At 48.5% G+C, this 25,872-nt stretch carries 27 protein-coding genes and 1 pseudogene; 15 read left to right on the plus strand and 13 right to left on the minus strand.

Going from position 1 to position 25,872, the window contains the following annotated elements:
* Positions 1-189 precede the first annotated feature (189 nt).
* Both LRP49_RS04230 and LRP49_RS04235 read left to right on the plus strand, forming a co-directional pair.
* On the plus strand, positions 190-606 hold the full coding sequence (locus LRP49_RS04230) for a hypothetical protein (RefSeq protein ID WP_274140455.1): 417 nt from the start codon (positions 190-192) through the stop codon (positions 604-606).
* A gap of 378 nt (positions 607-984) precedes the next feature.
* Positions 985-1,911: a mechanosensitive ion channel family protein gene (locus LRP49_RS04235; protein ID WP_274140456.1), complete on the plus strand. Its 927-nt coding sequence runs from the start codon at positions 985-987 to the stop codon at positions 1,909-1,911.
* Positions 1,912-1,957: 46 nt separating this feature from the next.
* Here LRP49_RS04235 and LRP49_RS04240 read toward each other — a convergent pair whose 3' ends face one another.
* Positions 1,958-2,920, minus strand: a complete 963-nt coding sequence (locus LRP49_RS04240) for an AraC-like ligand-binding domain-containing protein (protein ID WP_274140457.1) — start codon at positions 2,918-2,920, stop codon at positions 1,958-1,960.
* Between the two features lie 256 nt (positions 2,921-3,176).
* On the opposite strand from LRP49_RS04240, the gene LRP49_RS04245 reads away from it, so the two are divergent.
* The 3 genes from LRP49_RS04245 to LRP49_RS04255 all read left to right on the plus strand — a co-directional run bounded on the left by LRP49_RS04245 (position 3,177) and on the right by LRP49_RS04255 (position 6,863).
* Positions 3,177-4,241 (plus strand): carbon-nitrogen hydrolase family protein, encoded by a 1,065-nt coding sequence (locus LRP49_RS04245; protein WP_274140458.1) that lies wholly within the window; start codon positions 3,177-3,179, stop codon positions 4,239-4,241.
* A 55-nt stretch (positions 4,242-4,296) separates the two neighbouring features.
* Positions 4,297-5,313, plus strand: a complete 1,017-nt coding sequence (locus tag LRP49_RS04250) for a phenylacetaldoxime dehydratase family protein (protein ID WP_274140459.1) — start codon at positions 4,297-4,299, stop codon at positions 5,311-5,313.
* 221 nt (positions 5,314-5,534) lie between these two features.
* Positions 5,535-6,863 carry an outer membrane beta-barrel protein gene (locus LRP49_RS04255; protein ID WP_274140460.1) on the plus strand — a complete coding sequence of 443 codons (1,329 nt, stop codon included), beginning with the start codon at positions 5,535-5,537 and terminating at the stop codon, positions 6,861-6,863.
* A 187-nt stretch (positions 6,864-7,050) separates the two neighbouring features.
* Here LRP49_RS04255 and LRP49_RS04260 read toward each other — a convergent pair whose 3' ends face one another.
* The 10 genes from LRP49_RS04260 to paaZ all read right to left on the minus strand — a co-directional run bounded on the left by LRP49_RS04260 (position 7,051) and on the right by paaZ (position 17,385).
* Positions 7,051-9,135, minus strand: a complete 2,085-nt coding sequence (locus LRP49_RS04260; protein WP_274140461.1) for a 3-hydroxyacyl-CoA dehydrogenase NAD-binding domain-containing protein — start codon at positions 9,133-9,135, stop codon at positions 7,051-7,053.
* A 24-nt stretch (positions 9,136-9,159) separates the two neighbouring features.
* Positions 9,160-10,257, minus strand: a complete 1,098-nt coding sequence (paaE, locus tag LRP49_RS04265) for a 1,2-phenylacetyl-CoA epoxidase subunit PaaE (protein WP_274140462.1) — start codon at positions 10,255-10,257, stop codon at positions 9,160-9,162.
* Positions 10,258-10,272: 15 nt separating this feature from the next.
* Positions 10,273-10,746, minus strand: coding sequence for a 1,2-phenylacetyl-CoA epoxidase subunit PaaD (gene paaD, locus LRP49_RS04270; protein WP_274140463.1), 474 nt, complete (start codon positions 10,744-10,746; stop codon positions 10,273-10,275).
* Positions 10,747-10,815: 69 nt separating this feature from the next.
* A complete protein-coding gene (gene paaC / locus LRP49_RS04275; RefSeq protein WP_274140464.1) occupies positions 10,816-11,574 on the minus strand; it encodes a 1,2-phenylacetyl-CoA epoxidase subunit PaaC in 759 nt (252 codons plus the stop codon).
* Between the two features lie 12 nt (positions 11,575-11,586).
* Positions 11,587-11,874: a 1,2-phenylacetyl-CoA epoxidase subunit PaaB gene (gene paaB, locus LRP49_RS04280; protein WP_002538723.1), complete on the minus strand. Its 288-nt coding sequence runs from the start codon at positions 11,872-11,874 to the stop codon at positions 11,587-11,589.
* A gap of 11 nt (positions 11,875-11,885) precedes the next feature.
* A complete protein-coding gene (gene paaA / locus LRP49_RS04285; protein ID WP_274140467.1) occupies positions 11,886-12,854 on the minus strand; it encodes a 1,2-phenylacetyl-CoA epoxidase subunit PaaA in 969 nt (322 codons plus the stop codon).
* A gap of 30 nt (positions 12,855-12,884) precedes the next feature.
* Positions 12,885-14,087, minus strand: coding sequence for a 3-oxoadipyl-CoA thiolase (pcaF, locus tag LRP49_RS04290; RefSeq protein ID WP_274140469.1), 1,203 nt, complete (start codon positions 14,085-14,087; stop codon positions 12,885-12,887).
* Complete coding sequence (gene paaI / locus LRP49_RS04295; protein WP_274140470.1) at positions 14,084-14,527, minus strand: hydroxyphenylacetyl-CoA thioesterase PaaI; 444 nt, start codon at positions 14,525-14,527, stop codon at positions 14,084-14,086. Before paaI ends, pcaF begins: the two co-directional genes overlap by 4 nt.
* 2 nt (positions 14,528-14,529) lie before the next feature.
* A complete protein-coding gene (gene paaG, locus LRP49_RS04300) occupies positions 14,530-15,333 on the minus strand; it encodes a 2-(1,2-epoxy-1,2-dihydrophenyl)acetyl-CoA isomerase PaaG (RefSeq protein WP_274140471.1) in 804 nt (267 codons plus the stop codon).
* A 3-nt stretch (positions 15,334-15,336) separates the two neighbouring features.
* Positions 15,337-17,385 carry a phenylacetic acid degradation bifunctional protein PaaZ gene (gene paaZ, locus LRP49_RS04305; RefSeq protein WP_274140472.1) on the minus strand — a complete coding sequence of 683 codons (2,049 nt, stop codon included), beginning with the start codon at positions 17,383-17,385 and terminating at the stop codon, positions 15,337-15,339.
* A 243-nt stretch (positions 17,386-17,628) separates the two neighbouring features.
* Between paaZ and paaK the strand changes: the two genes are divergently transcribed.
* The 5 genes from paaK to LRP49_RS04330 all read left to right on the plus strand — a co-directional run bounded on the left by paaK (position 17,629) and on the right by LRP49_RS04330 (position 21,993).
* Positions 17,629-18,915, plus strand: a complete 1,287-nt coding sequence (gene paaK / locus LRP49_RS04310) for a phenylacetate--CoA ligase PaaK (RefSeq protein ID WP_274140473.1) — start codon at positions 17,629-17,631, stop codon at positions 18,913-18,915.
* Between the two features lie 147 nt (positions 18,916-19,062).
* Positions 19,063-19,992, plus strand: coding sequence for a phenylacetic acid degradation operon negative regulatory protein PaaX (gene paaX / locus LRP49_RS04315; protein WP_274140474.1), 930 nt, complete (start codon positions 19,063-19,065; stop codon positions 19,990-19,992).
* 24 nt (positions 19,993-20,016) lie between these two features.
* Positions 20,017-20,613, plus strand: a complete 597-nt coding sequence (locus LRP49_RS04320; protein WP_274140475.1) for a phenylacetic acid degradation protein PaaY — start codon at positions 20,017-20,019, stop codon at positions 20,611-20,613.
* 190 nt (positions 20,614-20,803) lie between these two features.
* Positions 20,804-21,205, plus strand: a complete 402-nt coding sequence (locus tag LRP49_RS04325; RefSeq protein ID WP_274140477.1) for a hypothetical protein — start codon at positions 20,804-20,806, stop codon at positions 21,203-21,205.
* Positions 21,206-21,393: 188 nt separating this feature from the next.
* The gene (locus LRP49_RS04330) at positions 21,394-21,993 is read left to right on the plus strand and encodes a hypothetical protein (RefSeq protein WP_274140478.1); all 600 of its coding nucleotides are present in this window, start codon (positions 21,394-21,396) and stop codon (positions 21,991-21,993) included.
* A gap of 291 nt (positions 21,994-22,284) precedes the next feature.
* Here LRP49_RS04330 and LRP49_RS04335 read toward each other — a convergent pair.
* Positions 22,285-22,446: pseudogene (locus tag LRP49_RS04335) on the minus strand (IS110 family transposase); the annotation flags it as partial.
* 92 nt (positions 22,447-22,538) lie between these two features.
* Here LRP49_RS04335 and LRP49_RS04340 point away from each other — a divergent pair.
* The 3 genes from LRP49_RS04340 (at position 22,539) to LRP49_RS04350 (ending at position 23,757) form a co-directional block, all read left to right on the plus strand.
* Positions 22,539-22,970: a GNAT family N-acetyltransferase gene (locus LRP49_RS04340; protein WP_274140479.1), complete on the plus strand. Its 432-nt coding sequence runs from the start codon at positions 22,539-22,541 to the stop codon at positions 22,968-22,970.
* A gap of 124 nt (positions 22,971-23,094) precedes the next feature.
* On the plus strand, positions 23,095-23,475 hold the full coding sequence (locus tag LRP49_RS04345; RefSeq protein WP_274140481.1) for a GFA family protein: 381 nt from the start codon (positions 23,095-23,097) through the stop codon (positions 23,473-23,475).
* A gap of 135 nt (positions 23,476-23,610) precedes the next feature.
* Positions 23,611-23,757: a hypothetical protein gene (locus LRP49_RS04350; protein WP_274140483.1), complete on the plus strand. Its 147-nt coding sequence runs from the start codon at positions 23,611-23,613 to the stop codon at positions 23,755-23,757.
* A 99-nt stretch (positions 23,758-23,856) separates the two neighbouring features.
* Here LRP49_RS04350 and LRP49_RS04355 read toward each other — a convergent pair whose 3' ends face one another.
* On the minus strand, positions 23,857-24,015 hold the full coding sequence (locus tag LRP49_RS04355; RefSeq protein ID WP_420791519.1) for a hypothetical protein: 159 nt from the start codon (positions 24,013-24,015) through the stop codon (positions 23,857-23,859).
* Positions 24,016-24,184: 169 nt separating this feature from the next.
* Here LRP49_RS04355 and LRP49_RS04360 point away from each other — a divergent pair, with 169 nt between their 5' ends.
* Together LRP49_RS04360 and LRP49_RS04365 are read left to right on the plus strand one after the other, a co-directional pair.
* Positions 24,185-25,174: an AAA family ATPase gene (locus LRP49_RS04360; RefSeq protein ID WP_274140484.1), complete on the plus strand. Its 990-nt coding sequence runs from the start codon at positions 24,185-24,187 to the stop codon at positions 25,172-25,174.
* Positions 25,171-25,719: a hypothetical protein gene (locus LRP49_RS04365; RefSeq protein ID WP_274140485.1), complete on the plus strand. Its 549-nt coding sequence runs from the start codon at positions 25,171-25,173 to the stop codon at positions 25,717-25,719. The genes LRP49_RS04360 and LRP49_RS04365 overlap by 4 nt, the downstream gene beginning before the upstream one ends.
* Positions 25,720-25,872 lie beyond the last annotated feature (153 nt).

Raw genomic sequence — 25,872 nt, forward strand, 5'->3', positions numbered from 1 at the left:
TAATGCGCATTTCCAAATCATTGACGACAGTTGATAAATCAAGAGTGCAGTAGTACCCTTCATTTAGGTTAGTTGGAAACCTGCCTCGCAAAAGCAATCGTGCCAACGTATAGACAAGACTTAGCAAGCATTCCACTTGCATATCATCCCACAACCCATAGCGAGTAGGTTGTATACAAGGAGGACGATATGCGTCATCAAGACAATCCCGATATTCAGCTGTGGCTTCGCGAAGCCAAGTTTCTACAAAAAGCGGCACAATCTGATTCACTGTCACAATCTCTGCCTGTGCTTAGGCGTTTGCTTGAATCTAAGGTATTAACCAATATCACCTTGCCAGAGCTCAAGCGTCAATCAGCGATGATTCAGCGTAAACACCTACTTCATATGTTGGCTGCCGAGAATGGAGAAAGGTGTTGGGCGGACTTAAAAAAAATCGTTTCAGCAGCTCCGCAAGGTACCATCCTTCCCTATAGCATCGAACAGCTTGATGCGGGGTATTTGGTCCACTGGTTTTCGTCTATTTCGGAAGCGCAAGGTTACACCGAGCAACATGGCGGAAAAGTGGTTAAGGTGGGGAGTCAGGCGGCCGTATTGCCAGAATAATTGTGGCTGAATAGATAAAAGTCGCGTAAACGGAGGGTATCCTCCGTTTTTTTGTCACCTTCACCGATTACCAGCTCAATACTTCTCTCGCCGGAGCTAGGTTGTTCTTTGCTTCTCTCTGTCGGTTTCCTTTTGGATTTGTCGCTAATTTTTCTTCACATAAACAATGAGTTACCGATGGTCCTTGTGCGTACTTGAGCTTTGCTGTGCCCCGCGTTGTTCAGGTCAAAATTGTCATAATGTGTTCCTCGATGTCGCGATATCGATATACAAGGTGTGCAGTGCGACACGGTGCTGGTTTTTGTCCTTGGTCAGGCCTACCATCCAGTAGATCAACACGTGCGATTCTTCATGACATTGGCAAGGGAGTGGAGTGAAATGGCGATAGATAACCTTACTATTTACCTCGGCACGGTCAGTGTGGTCGGCATTGTTGTTATTTGGTGGGCGGCATCCGCATTATTAAAGTCTAAATCGAACCGCGAAAAACGACTCCGACGTTTGAAGAACTTCAACAGTATTCAGACCTCCATACCTAAAGCCGAAGGTCAGGTCGGGGAAATTGATGCGGCGGTAGAAAAAATTGAAAATCGCTTTTCGATTATCCGGAAAATCACCTTTTTTTTCATTTTCATCGTATTGGGTCTCGCGCTGTCGCTGCCTTTTCTGAACGCAATGCCTGCCGCGATGGTTTCACTTGTGGTTGCGGTATCCACCACTGTGCTTGGTTTTGCCGCAAAGCCTGTTATCGAAAATATCATAGCAGGCGTGGTACTTTCTCTTTCTAAAGCGATACGTGTCGGTGATACCGTCGTGGTTGAGAACCAATATGGGACGGTTGAAGACATTAGCTTGAATCATACGATCATCAAGCTCTGGAACTGGAAGCGATTGATCATTCCGAGTAGCAAAATGCTGTCGTTGGAGCTAGAAAGCTTGACCTATAACGACTCCTATATCTGGGTGCATGTTGAGTTTTATACCTCCTACGACAGTGACTTAGAGGTAGTCAGGGAATTGGCTATCGAATCTGTGCAGAACAGTAAGCACTTTATCTCTCAAGATGCGCCAGATTTTTGGGTGATGGATCTTAACAAAGATGCCTACCAATGTTGGGTCGCTGGCTGGACAAATTCCCCTTCTAGGGCTTGGAATCTTGCCAGTGATATCCGAACAGGAATTGCGATGCGCTTTCAGGCGGCAGGGATTAAAACCCATCATTTCCGGGTTCATATGGAGCCGCATCAAGCTGGCTCTGAGCAGGCAGCCAGTGTGCATGCATTTAGCGGAACAGCGCAAGGTTGATAGCAAAGTGGCATGTAGAAACCCACGTGTTTGCGCATGCAGATCGCTAATGTTTGCGTTGCCTAAAGTCTCTGGGCGAACAACCAAATTGATCTCGGAAGGTACGAGAGAAGTGCTGAAGGTTGTTCTGCCCCCATTTAAATGCGATTTCGCTAATACCCGTTTTGCAGAATCGCTCATCGACGAGGTCGCTGGCGATTTTCTGCATTCTGCTTTCACGGATAAAACCACACACTGTTTCACCATTTCTTGCGAACACTTCGCTCAGACGACGCACCGACAACCCAAGGCTTTTCGCAATGTCTTCACGGTTAAGACTGGCATCTTGCAGATTAGCGAGAATAAAGGTCTTAGCCCGAATCAGCAGTTGTTGCTCAGGCTGGGAAAGTTCAATGCGTGACCCTCGAAGCGGTGCCAACGAAGTTGCAATCAAGTCTATCAAGGTCTCTTGCAGCAGGAGCTTGCAGTCGGTGGTTTGGCTGTCGATAAGCGATGAAATATTCAATGCGGTATTTGCCACCAAATTGCCCAACTGAGATGCTCCGTTAACGGGGATTGCGGTTAGCATGTTGGCGTCGGGAAGCCGACTGAGTAAAGCACTCTTCGGAAACTTGATGACCAGTTGTTTGAAGTCTTCTTCAAGGTCAATCGAGTAGGCTTCTGTGCTGCTATATAGCGTGAAATCATAACGGGAAAGCGGGGCGGCTCGCCCGCATTGTTCGATCACAGAACGGTTGTTGAGTTGGATGCTCAACAGGAATTCGGCATCGGTCGCACGGGCAATGTCTTCCGCGCGTCTGATGACTTTGTGCTTCGAGCCAGACACAAAAGAAAGGTCAATAACATCGTGGCGAGAAAGCTCAATTTTCCCATGAAAGTCTTTTCGAGATAGGGCTTCGCAGCCTAAATTGACATAAGCATCACACACCGACTCTCGCCAAAAGGCGAACTTTTCACTTTGATGACAGAGACTTGTGTCATACGTGGACCTCTTGACGGTACTACTCATCCATCTTCTCTCTTTTTATCCCTACCTTTACGTTGTAACACCAAATCCAAATCTGACACTGTCTCAAACTTGAGCCGCTTAACTCGCTGCCCTTTACGACAAAAAACGCCGCCTTCTTGCGCAAGCACGTTTTCTATCCGCCTCGTAGTGTTTTAACAGCCCCACCGTAAGGTTTTGGTCATTACTACCTACGGGACATTCCTTACGACTGCGATGGCTAACACACATAACTAGACGCGAAGAAGGAGAGTACGCGATGTCGGAAGTATGTAAAGTCGCTGCGGTACAGGCAGCCCCGTCTTTTTTAAATCTCGCAGAAGGGATACAGCGAGCTGAAGCGTTTATCGAAGAAGCTGCCTCAAAGGGATGCAAACTGGTTGTATTCCCTGAAACCTGGCTTCCCGGTTACCCCAACCATATCTGGCTTGGTCCTGTTGCTTGGCAAATGCAGTTTGTTGGGCGTTATTTTGACAGCAGTATTGAAGCAGGCAGTGATGAAGACAAAGCAATCGCTGAAGCGGCGCGACGAAACAATATTCAGGTTTCAATTGGCGTGAGTGAGCGTGACGGTGGAAGCCTGTACATTTCGCAATGGCATTACGGCGAAGACGGCGACATCATCAGCCGCCGAAGAAAGCTAAAACCTACCCATGTTGAACGCACGGTGTTCGGTGAAGGTGATGGCAGCGATCTCGCTGTAAAGGAAACCTCGATTGGCAGGGTTGGACAACTTTCCTGTTGGGAACACCTTCAGCCACTCTCTAAGTATGCAATGTACGCACAGAATGAACAGATCCATTGCGCAGCATGGCCGAATTTCTCTCTCTACCGTGGCATGGCGTATGCCCTTGGTGACGTGGTGAACAATGCCGCCAGCATGATGTATGCCGTTGAAGGGGGCTGTTACGTCATCGCGCCGTGCGCCACGGTGAGCAAAGCGCAGCAGGACATGCTTTGTCAGGGTGATCCTGAGAAAGAAGGCATGTGTCAGGTCGGTGGTGGTTACACCAAAATCTATGCGCCGGACGGACAGTCGATAGGTTCTGAAATTGGTGAAACGGAAGAAGGTCTGGTGGTGGCGGATATCGACCTCAGCATGATTCCATACGCCAAAGCCGTCGCTGACCCTGCGGGCCATTATGCGAAAAAAGATGCTACACGTTTACTGATAGATCGTGAAAAACGACGTGCAGTTGTGGAAGTAAAAGACCTTGATGCGTCAAAAACGGCAATGTCAGAGTTGGCAACAACGGGGCAGGAGGAAGCGGTTGAAGTCGCTAGTGAGCGTTCTTCACTGTTGCACCGACTTAAACCTTGGTAAGGCCTAGACAACCGATGTCACCAATTTGAAGCCATAAGCACAAGGAGTACTCACCATGGCGAATAATACAACCAACAGAAAGCTGCCTCTGAAGATGCCACCGGATTGGGAGCCACCCGTACCGGCATGGAGTTCGGTATTTGCTGAAAACCAACAAGACGTCAGCATGTGCATTATTGGATGTCAGCATAAATCTGATGCTTACATCAGCGAGTTTGTAGGCGCACTAAACGGCCTAGCTAAAAACGCGGATGTATGTGATTTCGCAACCTGTGAAGATAAAGATGGGTTCAGCCAGACCATTGCGATTGTTTATTGGATGGACGCGCAAGCCTGCGCAGATTGGCTGAATAGCGATGGCTTTGCCTTGTTCTGGGAACTCTACTCGGACGAAAAATGGGATTTTGGCATTTTCAGAGAGGTGTTCAATGTGCCTTTTGAGCGTCTTGAAACCCTGTTCTCTGGCCCCGTGCACAACCATGGTATGAGCCAAGTCCGTGAAGGCATTGAAGGTCCCATTGAACACCATGGGTATTGGGGAGGCATGCGTGACCGTATTCCGCTCTCGGCTGAAAACCCTTTTGAAGCGCATCAGACTTTGGAAGTGATTGAGCAGCAGGGAAATCGTGTTGTGGTTCGGGCACATGAGAACCTTTGTATTATCCGTTCAGGTCAGGATTGGAGCTACACCACAGGAACCCAAAGGGAAGAGTACCTAAATCAAATTGAACCAGTGCTTAAAGCGGGTATGAATTTCCTTCGGGATCAGGGTGATGAGGTGAATTGCTACAGCTGTCGCTACATGACGCAGTTTGTCCCCTTTAAAGGTAAGCAAGAGTGCACATTCGGTCTTGCCTTCTTCCGCACCATGTCAGATTTAGAGGCGTGGTCTGAAAGCCATCCTACTCATGTGGCGATTTTTAATACCTTTTTGGAAATTGCCCCCAAATACGGCCCTGACCTCCAGCTACAACTTTGGCACGAAGTGTCGGTATTACCAGCGGGTTCCCAGTATGGGGAATATATTAATTGCTCAAAAGGAATTGGTTTATTAGCAGGCATTAAAATATAGCGAAGTATAACTTGGGCAATTCTCCTTAATTTTGAGGATTGTCCAATTCGGCTCCAGTGTCCACTCTGTTTAAATAATAAAAACACTAAATTTTTGAATCTCCGTTTTTACGGGGAACAGTGTCGGATATTTATTCGTTAAGTTGGCGAGTAGACGAATTTAAACATTAAGGAAACTTACAACCGCTTGATGTGATAATTAAACCCTCAAAGGAAAGCAGTATGAGATTAAAAAGGAATATATTGGGACTTTCAGTCTCTATGGCATTAATGTTACCGACGGTAGGAATGGCGAATGCTGAACCTGCGGGTGGTTCACTATTTCGTGCGGCGACAAACAACGCATTAGATGAACATGAAATCACCGTCGCGGGTTGGGCGGAAGCAACGGCACTACATGCTTCAGACACGATTGGCGATGGCAATATCAGCAACGGGGCCTTTCTGAACCAGAAAGACGGTGTTGGCCTCAACCAAATCGGCTTGATGCTGTGTAAAGGCATGGGGTGTTTGCCTACCGGTGCGTTTGCGCCAGCTCAAAACGTTTTGAGTCGCGTCGGACCGTTCCCAGGGCCAGTTGGTGAGGCGCGTGTCGATTTCAACGTGACAGCCATGTACGGTCAGGATATTCAGTTCTTCCGCGTTGCAGGTATTGACGACTACACCTTTGACGATGATGACGATAACAAGTTCGCCATTCCACAGTTTTACATTGATGCCTATCTCCCTGTATTTGATGGTATGACATTGATGGTTGGTAGCTTTTTCACTTTTATCGGTAATGAAATCGGTGCACCTTTTACGCCGCCTAACTGGTTTGTCACGCACACTTATGCCACTCAACATGGCCCTTCAAAACACGTTGGCGCACTTGCCAGTATTAAAGTACCCACAGAGGAACACTTTGGCCTTTTGAGCTTTGATGCTGGTCTGGTTGCTGGCTGGAACAACTGGGATGAAAAGCGTCCAACCTTTATCGGTGCTGTTCGTTGGCGCAGCCCAGATTTAGCAACTTGGCTCGATTTTGAGTTCATCTATGGTGATGGCGAGGGCGATGCATTCGGGGCTGCCAAAGGCGGTTCACCTTACATAGCTGTTAGCTCTACTGATGAAAAGCTTGAACGTTTCCATTCCTCCACCACGTTAACCCAAACCATTAATCCAGACCTGCAATTGGCTGCTGAGTTTGTCTATGGGTTTCAAGAAGGTGGTGATGTGTCTGCCGCACCTGTCTTTATCACCAAAGACAGTGACTGGAGGGGCTTGAACCTAGGCGCAAGATACAAGCTGGATGATAACCTTTTCTTCGCCGCTCGCGTCGAGTGGTTTGATGATGAGAATTCAGCAAACGTGCTTTGGAGCTCAGTCGGTGCAACTGGCGGTGACGTATACTCCGTGACGACAAATCTCGACTGGAGTCTGAACCAACACTTCAAGATCCGTCCTGAACTTCGCTATGACACCTACAAAGGTAGTGGCGCAGGGTTGTTTTCTGGTGGCACATCAGACGATCAATTTATCGCATTGCTAAATGCGGTTGCTTATTTCTAAGCCTGTATTTCAAAAATATAGGAAAGCTTTTACTGATTAATCCTTAGCACTTGGCACTTATTAGTGTTTGGTATATTAATACACTCCTAGTGTTTTGACCTTAACGATTGTTAAGGTCTTTTTTTAAGCGTAAAAAAGCCCGCAAATTAATGCGGGAAGAATGGAGTTGTTAATGCGTAAGATGAAGTTAGATGGTTTCTAATTTCTCGGAAGGTAGCCACCAGTTTTTATTTGTTTCACGGTAAAGGTACTTAATGCCCTCAATGGTGTTATTTATTCCGGATGCTTTGGCATAATACATAGGGCCACCGCGAAAACGAGGAAAGCCATATCCATTTAGCCAAATGGTATCTATATCTTCACTATTTCTGGCTATCCCTTTTTCTAATAAGTTGGCCCCTTCGTTGACCAACGCAAGCACGAGCCTGTTCTGAATTTGTTCATCACTGACTTTTCTTGCTTCAATGCCTAAACGTTCAGCTTCAATGGCAATCAATGCCATCGCCGTTGGGTCGTTGGTTTTCTTCCCGTTTTCATATCGATAAAAGCCCACGCCAGTTTTTCGTCCCAACCGCCCATGTTCGACCATGGTGTCCGCAGCGAGAAAATAGGCAGGGTCATCATAAATCGGCGGGTACTCGCGACGTGCTTTATAAGCGATATCAATTCCGGACATGTCGTTCACCGCCAATGGTCCCATCGCCATGCCCCAGGATTCCATCGCCGAATCTATCTGCTCTGGACTCGCGCCCTCAAGCAGCAACATATTGGCTTCCCGGCCATAGGCGGCATACATACGGTTGCCGACAAACCCAAAGCCGACCCCCACACAAACCGGCACTTTGCCCATTCGCTTGGCAGTTTGCATGACGGCACTGACAGCTTGCTCGGATGTTGAACGGGCTTTGACTACCTCAACCAGTTTCATCACATTCGCGGGGCTGAAAAAGTGCATGCCGATGACTTGCTCGGGGCGGGTGGTAGAGGTGGCGATCTCATCAATGTCCAGATAGGAGGTATTGGTCGCGAAGATTGCAGACGGTTTACACACTGCATCTAAGGAAGAGAAGATCATCTTCTTCACGGACATTTTTTCGAACGCCGCTTCGACAACTAAATCAATATCGGCAAGGTTGCCATAATCACTGGTACCAGAAATCAGCGAGAGGGCTTGATCTTTTTGGGCTTCGGACATCCGGCCTTGATCATGCATTTTCTGATATTGGTGACGAATGCGTTCTAAACCTGATACGCACATCTCTTCACTGTTCTCCACTAAAGTGACGCTGTAACCACTATTTGCAAACGCGATGGCAATGCCGGTGCCCATCGTACCCGCGCCGATGACAGCGACTGAGCGAATATGAACATCGCAAGTCGATTTGGCGTAACCGGAAGCCGCGTGTTTTTCAGCGAAGAAGGCGTAGCGCATTGCTCGGGATTGTTCGGAGTCCCGACACGCCACAAATAGGGTTCTTTCCAACGCCAATGCTTCATTAAAGGGAAGCTGAGTGGCAGCTTCGATAGCATCAATCGCGCTTTGGGGGGCGAGTTGACCTTTGGCCTTTTTGGCGAGTTTCTTACGCCAGCTGTCAAAGGTATCTTCGTCAAATGAACCGGAGATATCGCGTTTGTCCGGTGGAACAAAGGCATCGTTAGCCGTTCTTTTGGCAAAGATAATGGATGCGTGATTAACCAAGTGTTCGTGTTCAGGGAACGGCGAATTATTTTGTCCCGCTCTGTCGTCATCGACCTGCATATCGATGAGATCCGGTAAGGATGCCGTAGACACCATTTTGCCCGACGTGATCATGGAAAGGGCCGTTTCTACGCCCACATAGCGGGGCAATAGCTGGGTACCGCTGGCACCCGGAATAAGCCCCAGTTTTACTTCGGGCAAACCGACTTTCGTGCCAGTAATGGCAACACGGTAGTGACATGACAAAGCTAGCTCAAAGCCCCCGCCAAGCACGGTGCCATGAAGTGCAGCCGTCACGGGTTTCGCACTGTTTCGAATCGCATGCAACACATCGGGCAGGTGAGGCTCTTTTGGGGCTTCGCCAAACTCTTTGATATCAGCACCAGCAATAAAGGTGTTGCCGTCACAGCCAATCACAATAGCGGAAATGTCTGAATTGGTGTTGGCCTGTTCCAGTCCTGCCAGAATGCCTGCTCTAACAGAATGAGAGAGGGCGTTAACGGGTGGGTTGTTTACCCAGATTACGCCAACCCCATTTTCAATGACGAGGTTAACGGTGTCAGAAAGAAGCATAATGTTTCCTATCCTTGGTCGAAATCATCGCTGATCGAAATCAACGGTAACGTCATCAGTAAGAGGGTGCGCCTGACACGTCAGGATATAGCCCGCATCGATTTCGTGTTGCTCTAGGCCGTGGCTGATATCCATCTCGACCTTTCCTTTCACCAGCTTGGCTTTACAGGTGGAACAAACACCGCCTTTGCACGAATAGGGGAGCGACATGCCGTTGTCGATACCCGCATCGAGAATGTTTTCCCCCACAGTCGCCAGCTTGAAAGAGATAGAACGACCATCAGCGGTGACGGTCACTTTGCTCATTTTTTCCTCGCCATAATGGGCAACACGCTGTTTGGCTTTCTCCAGCGCAACTTGCGCATCTTCAGACGATGAAGAGAAAAGTTCATAGTGGATTTGGTCATCAGAAAGTCCTTCGATTCGAAACCCTCTGGAGACTTCCGCCATCATGGATTCTGGGCCACAGATAAAGGCATGGTCGGTGCTGTTGATATCAATAAGACGATGTTTCTGCAGTGCGGCACCTTTCTTCACGTCAATGTGGCCGGATAATAGGTCTGAACCCTGATCTTCCTGACTCATGATGTTTATCCAACTGAACCGGGTCATGTAGCGGTTTTTTAGATAACCCAGGGTGTCAGCGAACATCATGGTGTTGCTCTGACGATTGCCGTAAATCAGAGTGATACGGCTATTGGGCTCCTGAGAGAGTACGGTTTTGATGATGGACAAAATCGGTGTAATCCCGCTACCAACCGCAATGCACATATAGTGATGCTGGTTAGACGCGTCGAGTTCTGTGTAGAAGCTACCTTGTGGCGGCATAACATCGACGGTAAGACCTGCCTCAAACGTGTCATTGGCGAAGTTCGAAAACTTACCGCCATCCACACGTTTGATCGCGACTTGCAGCAAGTCTTCATCGGCACCGGAACAAATCGAGTAGGCACGTCGAACTTCTTCCCCATCTATGTCGGCGCGCAATGTTAGAAACTGCCCTTGAACAAAGCTAAACGTCTCTTTAAGCGTGTCGGGAATGTCGAATGTCACGCACAAGGCGGAGTCAGTCTGGGGCTGTGTCTGTTTTATTTTTAATGAATAGAAATTGGTTTCACTCATGGTCAATTCCCTTTACTACAAGCATTTAAAGAAATCGAAAGACTCATGGCAGCTCTCGCAACGGAACAGTGCCTTACAGGCCGTGGAGCCGAACTCACTGATCCTTGTCGTATTTGAAGAGCCGCAGTGCGGGCAGCGAACACCTTGTTTGGGCGTCATTCGAAAGCAGCTATCCGGTGCGTCTGAGGGGGGAGCGATGCCATACTCTCTCAGCTTTTTTTGTCCCGCTTCAGACATGTCATCGGTCGACCAAGGCGGGAAAAGCACGGTTTTGACTTCTACGCTGCTGTAACCCGCTTCAGACAGGAGAGCCAGAATATCTTCCTTAATGGTCTCTACCGCCGGACAGCCGGAATACGTAGGGGTGATAGCGACGAGGATTGTTCCGTTCTTCTCGCTGACATTGCGGAGGATCCCAATATCCCAAATCGAAAGCACCGGGATTTCAGGGTCGACGACATTGTCCAGCAATTGCCAGATGTCGGTCATCGTGGACTCTGCCCGAGTCTTTGTCCGCTCAAATCGGGCGTGCGGTGTCACAGGAATGGTTTCCATACCTCACCACTCGCAGCCGGGGTAAGCACGGTGCACACTTTGCATCACGCCGAGCAAATGACCGAGATGTTCCGTGTGATAGCCTTTCCGGCCACCGCGTACTGCCCATTCATCAGCGGGAACGCTAAGCGTGGCATCTTTTAAAACGCGACTTAATTGGTCGTAAAAACTGGCTTTGAGTGCGGAGGTATCCACGGCTACGCCAGCGGCAATCAACCGTTGCTCTGTGTCATCCGGTTCGAATAACTCAGGGATATAACCCCACAAATCATTGAAGGCCGTTTGCATGCGCTGGTGGCTTTCTTCAGTGCCGTCCCCCAGTTTGACGACCCAATCTTTGCTGCGCATCAGGTGATAACGGGTTTCTTTGATCGACTTATGGGCAATGGCTGATAACAAAGAGTCGTTGGATTCCAGCAACTGGGTCATAAACAATTGGCTGTAGATATCGACAATAAGTTGCCTTGCCATGGTGAACGCAAAGTCACCGCGGGGAAGCTCATTAATGAGGTGATTGATGTAATCCCGCTCTCCCCGCAGAAAGGCAAAATCATCTTCGCTTTTCTCGCCATTGGTCAGTTCTGAGGCGTAGCCATAAAGCATGCGAGCACGGCCAATGTAATCCAGTGCGACATTGCCCAGCGCGATGTCTTCTTCCAGAAAAGGGCCATTGCTTGCCCATTCGGACACGCGGTGTCCCAGCGTTAATGCGTCATCACCCAAGCTCATCACATAGCGGAGCAAATCCTTTTGTTGTTCCATTTCCATGCCTCCTTACATGTTGCCGACTTCTTTCGGAAGTGGGTAATAGGTGGCATGGCGGTAGGGTTTGTCGTCCGACGGGTCGAAGAAAGCTTCGTTGTCATCTTCCTGCGAGGCAGAAATATCGGCAGATCGAACCACCCAAATGCTCACGCCTTCACTTCGGCGCGTGTAGCAGTCACGCGCGTATTGCAATGCATGTGCGGCATCTTCCGCGTGAAGACTGCCAACGTGTTTATGGTCAAGTCCGCGCTTGCCACGAACAAAGACTTCAAACAGTTCGAGATTTTCCAGAGTCATCGCGCTTCTCCTTAAGCCACTGCATGTTGTTGACGTTGTTTGACTTTCTCTGCGTGCGCATTTTGTGCGTCACGCACCCAAGCACCTTCTTCGTGAGCGTTCACGTGATGCTGAATACGCTGGCGGTTACAGTGTCCGTTACCATTAATGACGTTGTAGAACTCTTCCCAGTCGATTTCGCCGCTGTCGTAATGGCCGCGTTCGTCATTCCATTTAATGGCTTTGTCTGGGTGTTCCAGACCCAAAAACTCGATTTGTTGAACGGTCTGATCGATGAACTTTTGACGAAGACTGTCATTGGTTTCGCGTTTGATTTTCCACTGCATAGAACGTGCTGAGTGCGCGGATTCTGCATCGTGCGGGCCGAACATCATCAGTGATGGCCAGTAAAAACGGTTGAGTGAATCTTGTGCCATCTGGCGTTGCGCTTCGCTGCCGTTGGCGAGTGCCAGCATGATTTGATAGCCCTGACGCTGGTGGAAACTCTCTTCCTTACAGATGCGGATCATGGCGCGGGAATACGGGCCATATGAGGTGCGCTGTAGCGAAACCTGATTGCAAATAGCCGCGCCATCAACCAGCCAGCCAATTGCGCCAATATCGCCCCAGGTCTGGGTGGGATAATTGAAGATAGAGGCGTATTTCGCTTTGCCAGTTTGCAGAGCTTCGATCATTTCTGCGCGGCTTATTCCGAGCGTTTCGGCAGAGCTGTAAAGATACAATCCGTGGCCCGCTTCATCCTGTACTTTGGCGAGCAGCACGGCTTTGCGACGCAGCGACGGCGCGCGGGTGATCCAGTTGCCTTCTGGCTGTTCACCAATCACCTCAGAATGTGCGTGTTGGGAAATCTGACGGATCAGGTTTTGGCGATAGGCCTCTGGCATCCAATCCTTCGGTTCGATCTTTTCTTCACGATCAATCTTCTGCTGGAAGGTCTCCAACAGGGCTTTTTCTTGGGCTTCCTGTCTTAGTTTTTTCATTATCATTGCTCCGTTTTCAGGTGCAGAAAATCAAACACGTTCAATCACGAGGGCGATACCCTGACCCACACCAATACACATGGTGCAAAGGGCGTATCTGCCTTGCGTGCGCTCAAGTTGGTTCAGTGCGGTAAGCACAAGGCGCGCGCCACTGGCACCCAAAGGATGACCCAGCGCGATAGCTCCGCCATTGGGGTTCACTTTGGGTGAGTCGTCCGGCAGGCCAAGGTCGCGGGTTACTGCTAATGCCTGCGCGGCAAATGCTTCGTTAAGCTCGATGGTGTCCATGTCGTCGAGGGTCAGGCCCGCCAGTTTCAGCACTTTCTTGGCGGCTGGAGAGGGGCCAAAGCCCATGATGCGTGGTGGTACGCCAGCGGTTGCCATAGCAAGAATGCGGGCGCGGGGTTTGAGACCATGCCTCTCAATGGCACTTTCGGATGCGAGTAACAGCGCAACCGCACCATCGTTCACGCCGGACGCATTGCCTGCAGTGACACTGCCAAACTCGCGGAAAGGTGTCGCGAGTCCAGCCAATGCGTCAGCGGTTGTGGCGCGAAGGTGCTCGTCTTTCTCAAAAAGCAGGGGTTCTTGCTTGCGGCGCGGGATCATCACCGGTGTGATTTCAGCGTCGAATACACCCGTTTCCTGTGCGTTGGCAGCACGTTGTTGACTACGGAGTGCAAAAGCATCTTGATCCTGACGGCTGATGTTAAAGTCTTCCGCGACGTTTTCTGCCGTTTCAGGCATGGAATCGACGCCGAACTGTTTCTTCATTTTGTCGTTGATAAAACGCCAGCCAATGGTGGTATCGAAGATTTCCGCCTGACGGGAAAAAGCCGTTTGCGCTTTACCCATTACAAAGGGCGCGCGGGACATGGACTCCACGCCGCCAGCAATCGCCAGTTCAATCTCACCACAGTCTATGGCGCGGGCTGCTGTGCCGATGGCATCCATCCCTGAACCGCACAAACGGTTAATAGTGGTGGCGGGAACAGAATCTGGCATACCTGCCAAAAGGGCACTCATGCGGCCCACATTTCGGTTATCTTCGCCAGCCTGATTGGCACAGCCATAGAAGACTTCTTCAATTTGGGACCAATCAAGCTGCGGGTTGCGCTCCATCAAGGCGCGAATAGGTACTGCGCCCAGGTCGTCGGCTCTTACTGCCGAAAGCGTGCCGCCATAGCGGCCAAAAGCGGTGCGAATGCCATCGCAGATATAAGCATGCTTCATGAATCACTCCTTTGATCCTGTGGGAGTACGGCTTGGTTCAGGCGTGCTGAGTTGCCCTTGAAAATGGCGACAAGCTCCTGGTTTTGGTTTGTAATATTGACGATATAGATGCCGGATCTTCTGCCTTGGTGCATGACGTGTGCTCGTGCAGTCAGTAGATCGTTTTCTTTGGCGGGGCGCAGAAAGTCGATAGAGCAGGCAGAGGCCACAGCGGATTCATTTTCTGAATTGCAGGCAAACGCGAATGCTGAATCCGCCAGACTGAAAATCTGGCCGCCATGGCAGGTTTGGTGACCGTTCAGCATCTCTGCCGTCACACGCATGGTGACTTCACTCTGCCGACAGGCCATGTGCACGATTTCCATGCCCATGGTGCGGGAGACCGTGTCATGGGTGAACATATGCTGCGCGCAGGCTTGCGCCAATTGGTCTGCATCCATGCTCATTCCCCCTTAAACTGCGGTGCACGCTTTTCAAGAAACGCAGCCACGCCTTCGGCGTAATCCTTTGAATAGCCGAGGTTTCGCATGGTCTCTTTTTCCAGCTCAAGCTGGTGGTCGAGCGTGTTGGAAAATGATGCGTTTAACAGACGCTTGATATTGGCGAGGGCGAGGGTCGGCTGGCTGGCGAGTTTTTCTGCTACTGCATTGGCTTCTTCCATCAAGGCTTCATCGTCTACACAGCGCCAAATCATGCCCCATGCCTCGGCTTGCTCTGCCGGAAGCTTTTCACCCAGCAATGCCAAGGCTTTTGCTCTGGGCAGGCCGAGTGCGCGGGTAAGGTTCCAGGTGCCGCCGGAGTCCGGGATCAGACCGATTTTGGCGAAAGACTGAATAAAGCTCGCGGAGCGGGCAGCGAACACAATGTCACACGCCATGGCGATATTGGCGCCTGCGCCAGCGGCGACGCCGTTAACGGCGCAGATTACGGGAACATTGAGCGTGCTGATGGCGCGAATCAATGGGTTGTAATTACGCTCAATGGATTCGCCCAAATCAACGCGCGCACTGGCGTCGTTCACGGCGCGATCATTCAGATCTTGTCCGGCACAAAAGCCTCGGCCATTACTTGTAATAAGCAAACAGCGGATCTCGCTGTTTTCCCGCACTTCACGGATCGCGGCTTTCACTTCTTCATGCATTTGGGCATTGAAGCTGTTGAGAGAGTCCGGTCGGTTCAGCACCAAGGTCGCGACGCCATTGTCGACGGTGAAAAGCACGGTGATGAAGTTCATTGGCTGATTCATGACTCAGTCCTCCTGACGCTCGACCAAGGTCATGATGTCGTACACCGCGACGGTCTCGTCGTTCTGGTTGCGTACCAGCACGTCCCACACCACCACACCGGTTGCGCGCTCCTCATCCGGTCGGCGGGTTTTCTTGATCTTCTGCTTCACGGTAATGTCCGCCTGAATGGTGTCGCCAATCGCAACGGGTGCAATAAAGCGCAGATTTTCTAGCCCGTAGTTGGCAAGTACCGGGCCTGGCGCGGGGTCGACAAATAAGCCTGCGGCTGCTGAAAGCACGAAGTAACCGTGAGCCACGCGCTGACCAAACAAGGAGTCTTTAGCGGCGACTTCATCAAAATGGGCGTAGAAATGATCGCCAGACAAACAACCAAAATTCACGATATCGGCTTCAGTAACCGTGCGTCTGTGCGTGGTCAGGCTTTCGCCAATTTGCAGTTCATCAAAGTACTTTCGGAAAGGATGGACTGGCGTGCGGATCTTCTCCGCACCTGCTGTGTACTCGCGGGTAATCGCGGTCAGCATGGAGGGTGAACCCTGCAAAGCAGTGCGCTGCATATAGTGCTTGATAGCACGGACGCCACCTAATTCCTCACCGCCGCCAGCGCGTCCGGGCCCACCATGAACAAGCGGTGCGAGAGGCGAACCGTGTCCGGTTGAGGATTTGGCATTGTCACGGTTCAGGATCAGCATACGGCCATGGTAGGCGGCCGCTTTCAGCACAAGCTCGGAGGCTTCTGACGCATCATTGGTCACGACAGACCCAACCAGACTGCCTTTACCTAGAGCTGCGATTGCAACCGCTTGGGACACGTCGTCATATGGCAACAGTGTACAAACTGGACCAAATGCTTCGACGCTATGGACGTAACCTTCTTCGGTTGGTGCTTTGGAGAGCAGCACGGTCGGCGGATAAAAAGCGTCTTGAGAACAGTGGTCACCGACAAGTTCCAACACCGCGTCGTTCCCGCCCAACAGCACATCGCTTTGCTCGCAAAGCTTGCTGACCTGAGAAGCCACATCGTCCCGCTGGCTTTTCCCAATCAATGGCCCCATTTTGACGCCTTCTATGGAAGGATCGCCCATTGCCACGCGGGAAAGGCGCGCTTTTAGCGCATCACTTACCGCGTTGGTCATGGCGCGTGGTACCAGTGCCCGACGGATAGCCGTACATTTTTGGCCTGCTTTGACCATCATTTCCCTTGTGACTTCTTTGATGAAGAGATCGAATTCAGGATCATCTTCACTCACCGTTTCACCAAGAATGCTGCAGTTCAGCGAGTCTGCTTCCATGTTGAATGGAATGCTGTGCGCCACGATATTCGGGTGCACTTTAAGCATCTGGCCGATAGAAGCGGAGCCTGTGAAAGTCACGCTGTCCTGTTCGCTCAATTGATCCAACAGATCGCCCACGCTTCCGCAAATAAGCTGAAGAGAACCGTCAGGAAGAAGGCCGCTTTCCACCATATCTTCGACCATGGCTTGCGTCAGGTAGGCCGATTGCGTGGCGGGTTTAACAATCACAGGCACGCCCGCGATCAAGCTCGGCGCAATTTTTTCCAGCATGCCCCAGCAAGGGAAGTTAAAGGCATTGATGTGCACCGAAACGCCGGGCTTTGGCGTGAGAATGTGTCGGCCGACGAAAGAGCCGTCTGCAGAAAGTGGCTGGGCTTTGTCTTCAACAATAAAAGGTTCATTGCCCAGTTCGCGGCGGGCAATACTTGAGTAGCTCAGCATGGTACCGAGGCCACCTTCAATATCTACCCAGCTGTCTACCTTGGTCGCGCCCGTCCATTGAGAAATATCGAAAAAGCGTTTCTTGTTATCCAGCAGTTTCAAACCGAGAGCCTTTAACATTTCTGCGCGTTCATGAATGGTCATCGCGCGCAGGGCTGGACCGCCCACGTCACGACCAAATCGCACTACTTCCGCAAAATCGATACCGTCAGAGCTGACAGAACAAATGGGTTCTCCCGTGATGGCATTCGCGACGGAAACCCCTTCGGCTGTTCCCTCATGCCATGCACCGTAAACAAAACTTCTTGCCTTCATGTCACGTGTCCTTCTGCGTGTTCGCATTTCCGTTCGACCCAAATCAATCCCTGCGAAAGCGGCCATTTGTTGTCGGCGTTTAATAAAAATGTTTATGAATGGTTAATTTTTATGATACACAATAAATGGAGATGATCAATAATGTGTAACACGAATAAATAGTCGAATTGGCGACTACGCTTTAAGAGGGGAACCTTGAGAAGCGATGGAGTTGGAAGTAAAGCCTTGAAAGGAGAGAGCAAGATGAGCAGTAAGGTAGGGATGCACGCGATTGAAAATGCCAGCATTGATGAGTTACGCGGACTTCAACTATCACGTCTTAAAAAAACGTTGAACCATGTCTATGAAAACTCGCCGGTCTATCGTGAGAAGTTCAAGGCGCACGGCGTCCACCCCGATGATCTAAAAACATTGTCAGACTTGAGCAAGTTTCCCATGACGACCAAAGCAGACCTTCGAGACAACTATCCGTTTGGTATGTTCTGTACGCCCATGGAGCAAGTGGTGCGCGTTCATGCATCAAGCGGCACGACGGGTCAGCCAACTGTTGTGGGTTACACGCAGAATGATGTCGATATGTGGGCAGACGTGGTCGCCCGTTCAATTTACGCAGCAGGTGGCAGACCGAAAGATAAAGTGCATATCTCTTATGGTTATGGCCTTTTTACCGGCGGCCTCGGTGCCCACTATGGCGCGGAAAGGTTGGGCTGTACCGTGATCCCAATGAGTGGTGGCCAGACCCAGAAGCAAGTTCAGTTGATTCGGGATTTTGACCCAGACATCATCATGGTGACGCCGTCGTACATGCTTAACATTGCCGATGAAATGGCGAGACAAGGTATAGACCCAGAAAGGTTAGCCTTGCGCGTCGGTATTTTTGGTGCGGAACCGTGGACAGAAGCCATGCGCGCAGAGATGCAACGTCGCCTCTTGATGGATGCGGTGGACATTTATGGCTTGTCTGAAGTGATTGGCCCTGGGGTGGCACAAGAATGTGTGGAATCCAAAGATGGCCCGACGATTTGGGAAGACCATTTCTATCCGGAAGTTATCGACCCACTAACGGGAGAAGTATTGCCAGATGGTGAAGAAGGGGAATTGGTATTCACCAGCCTCACCAAAGAAGCGATGCCAATCATTCGCTATCGAACCCGCGATTTGACCCGCCTGCTACCGGGTACATCACGCACCATGCGTCGAATGGGCAAAATCACGGGTCGCAGTGACGACATGCTGATTGTGCGTGGCGTGAATGTTTTCCCTACCCAGATAGAAGAACAAATTTGCAATACCCGTGGATTGGCGCCGCATTACCTGATTGAGCTGTTTAAGCAGGGCAACATGGACTGCGTCACCATCAGGGTAGAGCAGCAGCCTGAAGTTCATGGCTCGCAACTTAACGGACTCGCGAATGAATTGGCAGGGAAGATTAAAACCTTCATCGGCATTTCATCCAAAGTGGAAGTAGTACCAGCCGGCGTGTTGCCGCGTTCAGAAGGTAAAGCCAAGCGAGTGCTCGATAAACGGTAAAAGCGATAGAAGAGAATCGATGCAAGAACGCGACAGACCCTCATTATCAGATTCATATTTTTGCTGTTTTGTTGTGATTGTGTAACATAAGGCTAGCTGCACCACAAAGCAAAAATAACAAAGCACTACGTTTACGGATAAAAATGTATGAATCAAAAATTAGGGAAGCTGCTTTCTGACATCCTCGCCGCTGACTCGGTTAGCGGCACCTCACTCATCATGACAGTGTTCGGTGACATTCTTTCCCGTCGCGGAGGTTCAATCAGCCTTTCCAGCCTGATTGAGCTTCTGAGTGTATTCAATGTGTCTGACCGTTTTGTCAGAACCTCGGTGTTTCGTTTAGTGAAAGATGGTTGGCTGACCGCCGAACGCAGTGGTCGCTACAGCTTCTATCACGTGACTGAAGAAGCCATGGACCGATTCACCGCCGCAGAAGAGCGAATTTATAGCGCGCACGATGCCGAGTGGAACCGGAAGTGGCAGATGATCGCCTTGCCCTCACTCAGTGGCAGTGAGTTGATGGACGCCAGAAAACAGTTAGAAGCGGCGGGATACGCGATTCTTTCTACCTCCGTCATGTTGTATCCACGGGCAGACAAAGATGCCACGCGACAGTTATTGAGCAAACATGACCTAAACGATAAGGCCCTCGTGTTTGAGGCATCATCTTGTGATCTTGCAGAAGGTAACGAAGCAAACCTGAAATCGCTGGTGGCAAAACTGTGGCAACTGGAGGAAGTGGAGGAGAGATTTCATACCTTCCTCAGCCAATTCCGCCCAATCCTCGCATTGCTAGAAAGTGGGGAGCAACTGGACCCTTCGCAGGCCTTTCAGGTGCGCACATTGCTGATCCACATTTATCGTCGCGCCTTGTTGAAGTATCCGCCGTTACCCGAAGAGTTGTTACCGAGTAATTGGCCGGGTAAAGCGGCACGAACATTGACGCACAATATCTACAATCTGGTGGCCTACGCCGCCGAGCGACATGTCGACGCCATAGCTCGCGCTGCCGATGGTGCGCTGCCAAAAGCAGACAAGCAGTTCAATGAGCGTTTTGGAGGCATCACGCTGAACTGACACTAAACAGACTAAGGAGTAGTCATGCCCTATTATGCATTGGACGGTATTTCGCCCGTGGTTGAAGAGGGTGCGTATGTTCACCCGGAAGCGGTATTAATTGGTGATGTCATTGTAGAGCAGGGCAGCTATATCGCGCCTTTTGCCAGTTTGCGGGGCGATTTTGGCCGAATACACATCAAAGCCAACGCCAACGTGCAGGACAACTGCGTGATTCACGCCTTCCCCGGCATCGATGTGGTGGTTCATGAACGCGGACATATCGGACACAGTGCCATATTACACGGCTGCATTATCGAAGAAGGCGCATTAATTGGCATGAATACCGTGGTGATGGACGGTGCAGTGGTTGGTGCGCATAGCATCGTCGCCGCTCACTCCCTTGTGGCTTCCCAACAACACATCCCCTCAAAAATGCTCGCCCTTGGCAGCCCTGCCAAAGTCATTCGCGAACTTAGTGAAAAAGAAGTGGCTTGGAAGAGTCTAGGCACCGATGGCTATATCGAACTCACCGAACGCTGCCTTGCAACCATGAAGCAGGTAGAGCCGCTAAAAACAATTGAAGTAGACCGAAAACGAATGGTGATTGATGAAAGCATCAAGCCGAAGTTTGCGGATTAGATTTTCTATGACTGGAAACGAATCGTTTTCACTATCCTGAAGGGGTAATAAGCGGGTAATTATCAAAATTGACACTGCTTTCGCACACAGTGTGGAGTGGTGTTGACCATAATACCGAAGTACCCCTGTTTTGGGATGTTTAGATACACCTCTTTGGTGTCCAAAACGCTGTTATAAGTCTATGGTGGTTATGCATAAGTTGATGTTTTTGTTAAGTTTGCTAATGCTCGCATCCTGTGAGCCCTCATACGATGAATCTGTTTCAATTACTGGTGCCAGCAGGGACGAATTGCTTTCGAGACTCGATTCTCTCGGTGTTGAGTACAAAGTAGATGCTCAAAAAGTTTGGTACTCATCTAAAGATGGTGAATTAGTATCCGACTTTGCCTTGGATGTTTTTGAAGTCCCGAGTCAGCCAGATATAGGATTCACATTTAACAACCATAAGCACCTAAATGAATTTAGGGCATTTATCGAAGCCGAGAAACTGAAACCAGTCTTTTCAATTGAAGGTTTATCGGTTAACTGGACCAAAGAAAATGAAAAAGTAGGACGCGGTGCACTATACAAATTTTTGCTTGAACAGCAGTAGTTGTTTAGGAGAAGTTTGAAGCCCAATTCAGGTAGGTACATCCTTCTTACAACAAGGCCATCGACGGGACGCTTTGTTACTGCGATAACTTTACAAAGTGTTTTTAATACAAAGGATTAAAGCAGTTTTGGGTGATTTTATAAGTGCCCGTTATGGCGACGTTATAGGCTTAATGCTAGGGAAGGTTTATGTTCAAGTTCTTCTGGGCTCTTTTGCTAGTGATTATTACATCGAACCCATCTTATGCTAGCACAATTGAAGTAGAGCAGGCGGAATTACGCGAGCGACTGGGCTGTAAGGCTAGTGGATTGAAATTATGCTTTGTAAACTCGCTGTATAACGCGAATAGCAAATTACACGTGCTGAATTTCAACGCAAACATCGAAGAACTAAATCCCGATGTTTCAATGCCTGATGATTTCTTACGAGAGTTAGCGATTCAATTGCTGGTGAAATTCAATCCAGATGCCGCCAGTTTCTATGGAGTTGAACCAACACTCAGACATATCATCGATGAAAGTACATACGCTGCTGATAAAATTGCGATTGGAATTTCGGGATCCTACAAAGGAAAATCTTTAGTTGGCTATGCAAAGCACGGAAGTGATGAAGTCATAAGTTCTTTTATCTCTTCCAAGGTAGAGTATGACTCAATTACTCCTCTTGAATTGTTGTTGGCACCATGTAAGAAAATAGAATCATTGGAAAATACTGGTGAGATAAGCAAGTTATCTCCAGAGCAATATAAAGAAGTTTGTGGTTTTGAGCGAGAAAGAGAAGGGCCATAACACATATGAGCCCTTCTCCGGTCAATAGGCAATAGCATTCATTTGGTTGCGCCAGCAGCCAATCCTCTCTAACAAAGTCGTCTAGTTCGTTTTGTCATTTACGCCATTAAGTCGTTGCTTACGGCAAACACATATAGACGGTCTCTTACTGCGGTCTTGCCGCTGCCTGCCAATCGTCGACTTACTCGGGTGAGAACCGACGTTCATTAAACACAGTTTTGTTCCTCAACTTAAAGTAAACGCATAGCTCAAGCTTGATGAACGCTCTGGCTCAATAATGCGAGCCGAAAACGCATCTATGCCTATGCACATAGATGGCATATTTGCTAATTTAGTCAGCAATTTAGCGCGCGAGACCGATTTGTGAAGAATGACCTTGCCTCGGTCATCAACAGCGTGCAGAGAAAAGTGGTGTTTGGCGAGGTCAACGCCGCAAAAGAATGGAAAAGACATGGTTACATTCGGTATTAGAGCAACACCTAAGTCTGGCAAATCCTCGTGAGGGGAATCCATGTCATTCATTAAAGCTTGGAAGGAGTCATCAGGTGAAGTTGGCTAAATCGAACGAAAATGAAGTAGATGAATTCGTTTTGATGGAGAGCTCTCCAGACGCGTCGAAGTACGTGACTTCATACTCACGTGAAAAGCATTTGTCAGAGATGATGAGCGAAAATGTCACTTACTTGTCAATATATGACAACGACGAACTGTGCGGCTTTGTCATATTGGCTATTGAAGCGAGTGGTATTGAACTTAGAAGAATAGTCGTGTCATCCAAGGGGAAAGGCTTAGGCCAAAAAGCGATGCGAGGGATAGATGAGTATTGCTCACAAAAAATGGGTGCCTCTCGGATATGGCTAGATGTATTTGAAGATAATATGCGCGGAATACACATTTATAAGAAATGTGGTTATCAGCAATTCAACACTTTGGATCTCGATGGCAGGTTGTTGCTGTTGTTTGAAAAAACGCTCTAACTAGCAAATAATCATGAACATTTACTCGTTCGCATCTCCTATAGAAATGCTGTAATTCAGGCTTTTAGAGCACTTTTGGTTAGTAAATTCTCGTTATTCAGCCAACAAATACTTAGGAGGCAAGATGCCAAAAACGTATTCCGGTTCATGTCATTGCGGTCTCATTAAATTCGAAGTGTTGGCGGATATTGACCATCTTCGTGAGTGCAATTGTTCCATCTGTGTTCGCAGAGGGGCACTCAACTTTAGAGTGCCAGCAGAGAATTTGACGGTTCTAACGCCGCTGGAAAATGCAGTGTTATACCAATGGGGCAGTGAAACCGCAGAAGACTACTTTTGTCCAAAATGCGGCATTCTTCCTTTTCGTAAACCGAGTAAACTAACCAAAGCGGAAATAGCGGCAGGGAAAGTCCCATTTACCGGTTGGGCTGTGAATGCTCGTTGTCTCAATGGGCTGAATATCAACGAATTACCGATTGTGAAAATTGATGGTGCATCCCTTTGACGCTGAACATGAAATACATGAACCCTTGACCCACTAAGTAGCCAATCCTCTCTAACAACAACACATCCCCTCAACAATGCTCGCCCTTGGCAGCCCCGCCAAAGTCATTCATGAATTTAGTGAAAAAGAAGTCTCTTGGAAGAGTTTAGGTACCGATGGCTATATCGAACTCACCGAACGCGTCTTGCGACCATGCAGCAGGTAGAGCCGTTGAAAGCAATTGAAGCAGACCGAAAGCGTATGGTGATTGATGAAAGCATCAAGCCAAAGTTTGCGGATTAGGCACCGTTTAAGCGAGAAAAAGCGGAATAGTTGTAGCTATAAATAGCATCGATCTAACTTCATTAACTCTCCGGCCTGATAATGCGCTCCAGAACACGCTTAAATGTCTATACGCATGACTGGCATATTTGCTAATTTAGTCAGTGAGTTAGAGTGTGAGACAGATTTGTGAAGTATGGCTTTACCTCGGTCATCGGCAGCGTGCAGAGAAAAGTGGTGTTTGGCGAGGTCAAAGCCGCAAGAGAATTTAGAAGACATAGTTACCTCCGGTATTTAACGCGACACCTAAGTGTGGCAAATCCCCGTGAGGGAGTACCATGTTATTCGTTAGGAAACTTAGTTGCGACATAATCCCAGTAAGATACAATATATAAGTTAAGTAATTGAAAAAATGTAGAGTTACTTTTGAGTAAATGGGAGCTTTCGAGTGTTTGATAAACTGGTCTTAGATAGCTTTGGTGCGTTTCAGTATGCAGAACTTCAATTTTCTAAAGGTCTAAACGTATTTATTGGTGAAAATGGAACGGGAAAGACTCATTTGATGAAGCTTATGTACTGTATGCAGCAGCAAAGAGAATCCGATGAACTTAAGAAAAAGTTAGTAAATGTCTTTCGTCCAAGTCAAGGCCAAGTTTCTCGTTTAGTTTATCGCAAGAAGGGTTCAACTAGTGCAAAAGTGAAACTAGTTGATGTGGATGGCAACTCTAAGAAACTTGAGTTCAATAATACTAAACACAAGAACTTTGAGCTAAAAGGAAAATTAAATGGCTCTTCAGAGCCTGTGTTTATTCCAGTGAAAGAAGTACTTTCTTTCGCTCCGGGTTTTATATCGCTGTATGACAAGTATGAGCTTTCTTTTGAAGAAGTGTATTATGACATAATCAAGCAAGCATACTTGCCAGCTAGAAAAGGAATGCCTCTTCGAGATGAAAAACCAATACTTGAGCTTATCCGAAAGACTGTTGGTGGGAAAGTTAGCATTTCGGGAGAGGAGTTTCAGTTAACATCAGGGAATTCTAAGCTTGAAATATCGTTAGTTGCAGAGGGGCATAGAAAATTGGCTCTAATATGGCAACTTATACACAATGGTGCAATGTTTAGTAATAACACCTTATTCTGGGATGAGCCTGAAGCAAACCTAAACCCATCTTTAATGCAAAATGTGGCGAAAATTTTAGTTATGTTAGCGGAACGCGGAGTGCAAATATTTATAGCGACTCATAACTATGCATTTTTGAAAGAGCTCGACTTCGCTTCAACCGACGGAGCTCGTTACTTTGCTCTAGAGAAAACTAAAGATGGTGTTACTCCGCACACTTTCACTAACTATGAGAGTGTCACACCGAATAAAATTGCAGATGAATACCTCAGATTATACGATCTGGAAATTAGTAACTCATTGGGAGGTGTTAAGTGATCCCTTGGGATGAAAACCGTCAGTGGGTTGAGGGAGACTTGTACTTTGACTTTTCAAAAGCACAGTCCGCGTACAAGCTCGACCAAGATGGTGCTGAGGGACATGGGTTATCTCAATATTTTAAGTCTGTAGATTTCGTTGTTGAATGGACCAATCAATTTTGGCTAGTAGAAGTCAAAGATCCTGAAAATGGCAAAATTCCGCAACAGCACCGTGCTAAACAGTTAGCCACTTTTGAGAAAAACTTAAAAAGCGGTAATTTGATTGAGGAGCATCTTTTTCCCAAGCTTAGGGATAGCTTAATTTATCTTGGTTTAGATAAAGGCGTTCCCAAGTTACCTATGAAATATATTAGTTTAATAGGTCTGGAGTCACTTCAATCAGCAGAACTATCTGGGCTTAAATCTGCCCTTTGGAATAAAGATTGGATTAAGGGGCCTGCTAGGGGGTGGAGTAAAGGTTTTGAAGTTCATTGTATGAATATCACTCAATGGAATCGGAATCTCAAAATTTGTCCGATAACAAGGATTAGCCAATCAGAGTAACTAGAGGATAGTTTCCTAACACATCTGAGCCCTTCTCCGGTCAATAGGCAATAGCATTCTTTTGGCTGCGCTAGCAGCCAATGCATTCGAAAAACAATGTCATCTACTTCGTTCTGTCATTTCCGCCATTAAGTCGTTACTTATGGCAAACAC

The organism is Enterovibrio qingdaonensis (assembly GCF_028683135.1).
Lineage (GTDB): Bacteria > Pseudomonadota > Gammaproteobacteria > Enterobacterales > Vibrionaceae > Enterovibrio > Enterovibrio qingdaonensis.

Excerpts from the sequence above, each read along its gene's own strand:
- paaA (WP_274140467.1), bottom strand. The coding sequence starts at position 12,854 with ATGAAAAAACTAAGACAGGAAGCCCAAGAAAAAGCCCTGTTGGAGACC.
- paaX (WP_274140474.1), top strand. The coding sequence starts at position 19,063 with ATGAATCAAAAATTAGGGAAGCTGCTTTCTGACATCCTCGCCGCTGAC.
- paaK (WP_274140473.1), top strand. The coding sequence starts at position 17,629 with ATGAGCAGTAAGGTAGGGATGCACGCGATTGAAAATGCCAGCATTGAT.
- paaC (WP_274140464.1), bottom strand. The coding sequence starts at position 11,574 with ATGGAACAACAAAAGGATTTGCTCCGCTATGTGATGAGCTTGGGTGAT.
- LRP49_RS04355 (WP_420791519.1), bottom strand. The coding sequence starts at position 24,015 with ATGTCTTCTAAATTCTCTTGCGGCTTTGACCTCGCCAAACACCACTTT.
- LRP49_RS04255 (WP_274140460.1), top strand. The coding sequence starts at position 5,535 with ATGAGATTAAAAAGGAATATATTGGGACTTTCAGTCTCTATGGCATTA.
- LRP49_RS04325 (WP_274140477.1), top strand. The coding sequence starts at position 20,804 with ATGCATAAGTTGATGTTTTTGTTAAGTTTGCTAATGCTCGCATCCTGT.
- paaI (WP_274140470.1), bottom strand. The coding sequence starts at position 14,527 with ATGGATGCAGACCAATTGGCGCAAGCCTGCGCGCAGCATATGTTCACC.
- LRP49_RS04260 (WP_274140461.1), bottom strand. The coding sequence starts at position 9,135 with ATGCTTCTTTCTGACACCGTTAACCTCGTCATTGAAAATGGGGTTGGC.
- paaZ (WP_274140472.1), bottom strand. The coding sequence starts at position 17,385 with ATGAAGGCAAGAAGTTTTGTTTACGGTGCATGGCATGAGGGAACAGCC.
- LRP49_RS04240 (WP_274140457.1), bottom strand. The coding sequence starts at position 2,920 with ATGAGTAGTACCGTCAAGAGGTCCACGTATGACACAAGTCTCTGTCAT.
- LRP49_RS04320 (WP_274140475.1), top strand. The coding sequence starts at position 20,017 with ATGCCCTATTATGCATTGGACGGTATTTCGCCCGTGGTTGAAGAGGGT.
- paaB (WP_002538723.1), bottom strand. The coding sequence starts at position 11,874 with ATGACTCTGGAAAATCTCGAACTGTTTGAAGTCTTTGTTCGTGGCAAG.
- LRP49_RS04330 (WP_274140478.1), top strand. The coding sequence starts at position 21,394 with ATGTTCAAGTTCTTCTGGGCTCTTTTGCTAGTGATTATTACATCGAAC.
- LRP49_RS04245 (WP_274140458.1), top strand. The coding sequence starts at position 3,177 with ATGTCGGAAGTATGTAAAGTCGCTGCGGTACAGGCAGCCCCGTCTTTT.
- paaG (WP_274140471.1), bottom strand. The coding sequence starts at position 15,333 with ATGAATCAGCCAATGAACTTCATCACCGTGCTTTTCACCGTCGACAAT.
- pcaF (WP_274140469.1), bottom strand. The coding sequence starts at position 14,087 with ATGAAGCATGCTTATATCTGCGATGGCATTCGCACCGCTTTTGGCCGC.
- LRP49_RS04250 (WP_274140459.1), top strand. The coding sequence starts at position 4,297 with ATGGCGAATAATACAACCAACAGAAAGCTGCCTCTGAAGATGCCACCG.
- paaD (WP_274140463.1), bottom strand. The coding sequence starts at position 10,746 with ATGACCGACATCTGGCAATTGCTGGACAATGTCGTCGACCCTGAAATC.
- LRP49_RS04230 (WP_274140455.1), top strand. The coding sequence starts at position 190 with ATGCGTCATCAAGACAATCCCGATATTCAGCTGTGGCTTCGCGAAGCC.
- LRP49_RS04345 (WP_274140481.1), top strand. The coding sequence starts at position 23,095 with ATGCCAAAAACGTATTCCGGTTCATGTCATTGCGGTCTCATTAAATTC.
- LRP49_RS04235 (WP_274140456.1), top strand. The coding sequence starts at position 985 with ATGGCGATAGATAACCTTACTATTTACCTCGGCACGGTCAGTGTGGTC.
- paaE (WP_274140462.1), bottom strand. The coding sequence starts at position 10,257 with ATGAGTGAAACCAATTTCTATTCATTAAAAATAAAACAGACACAGCCC.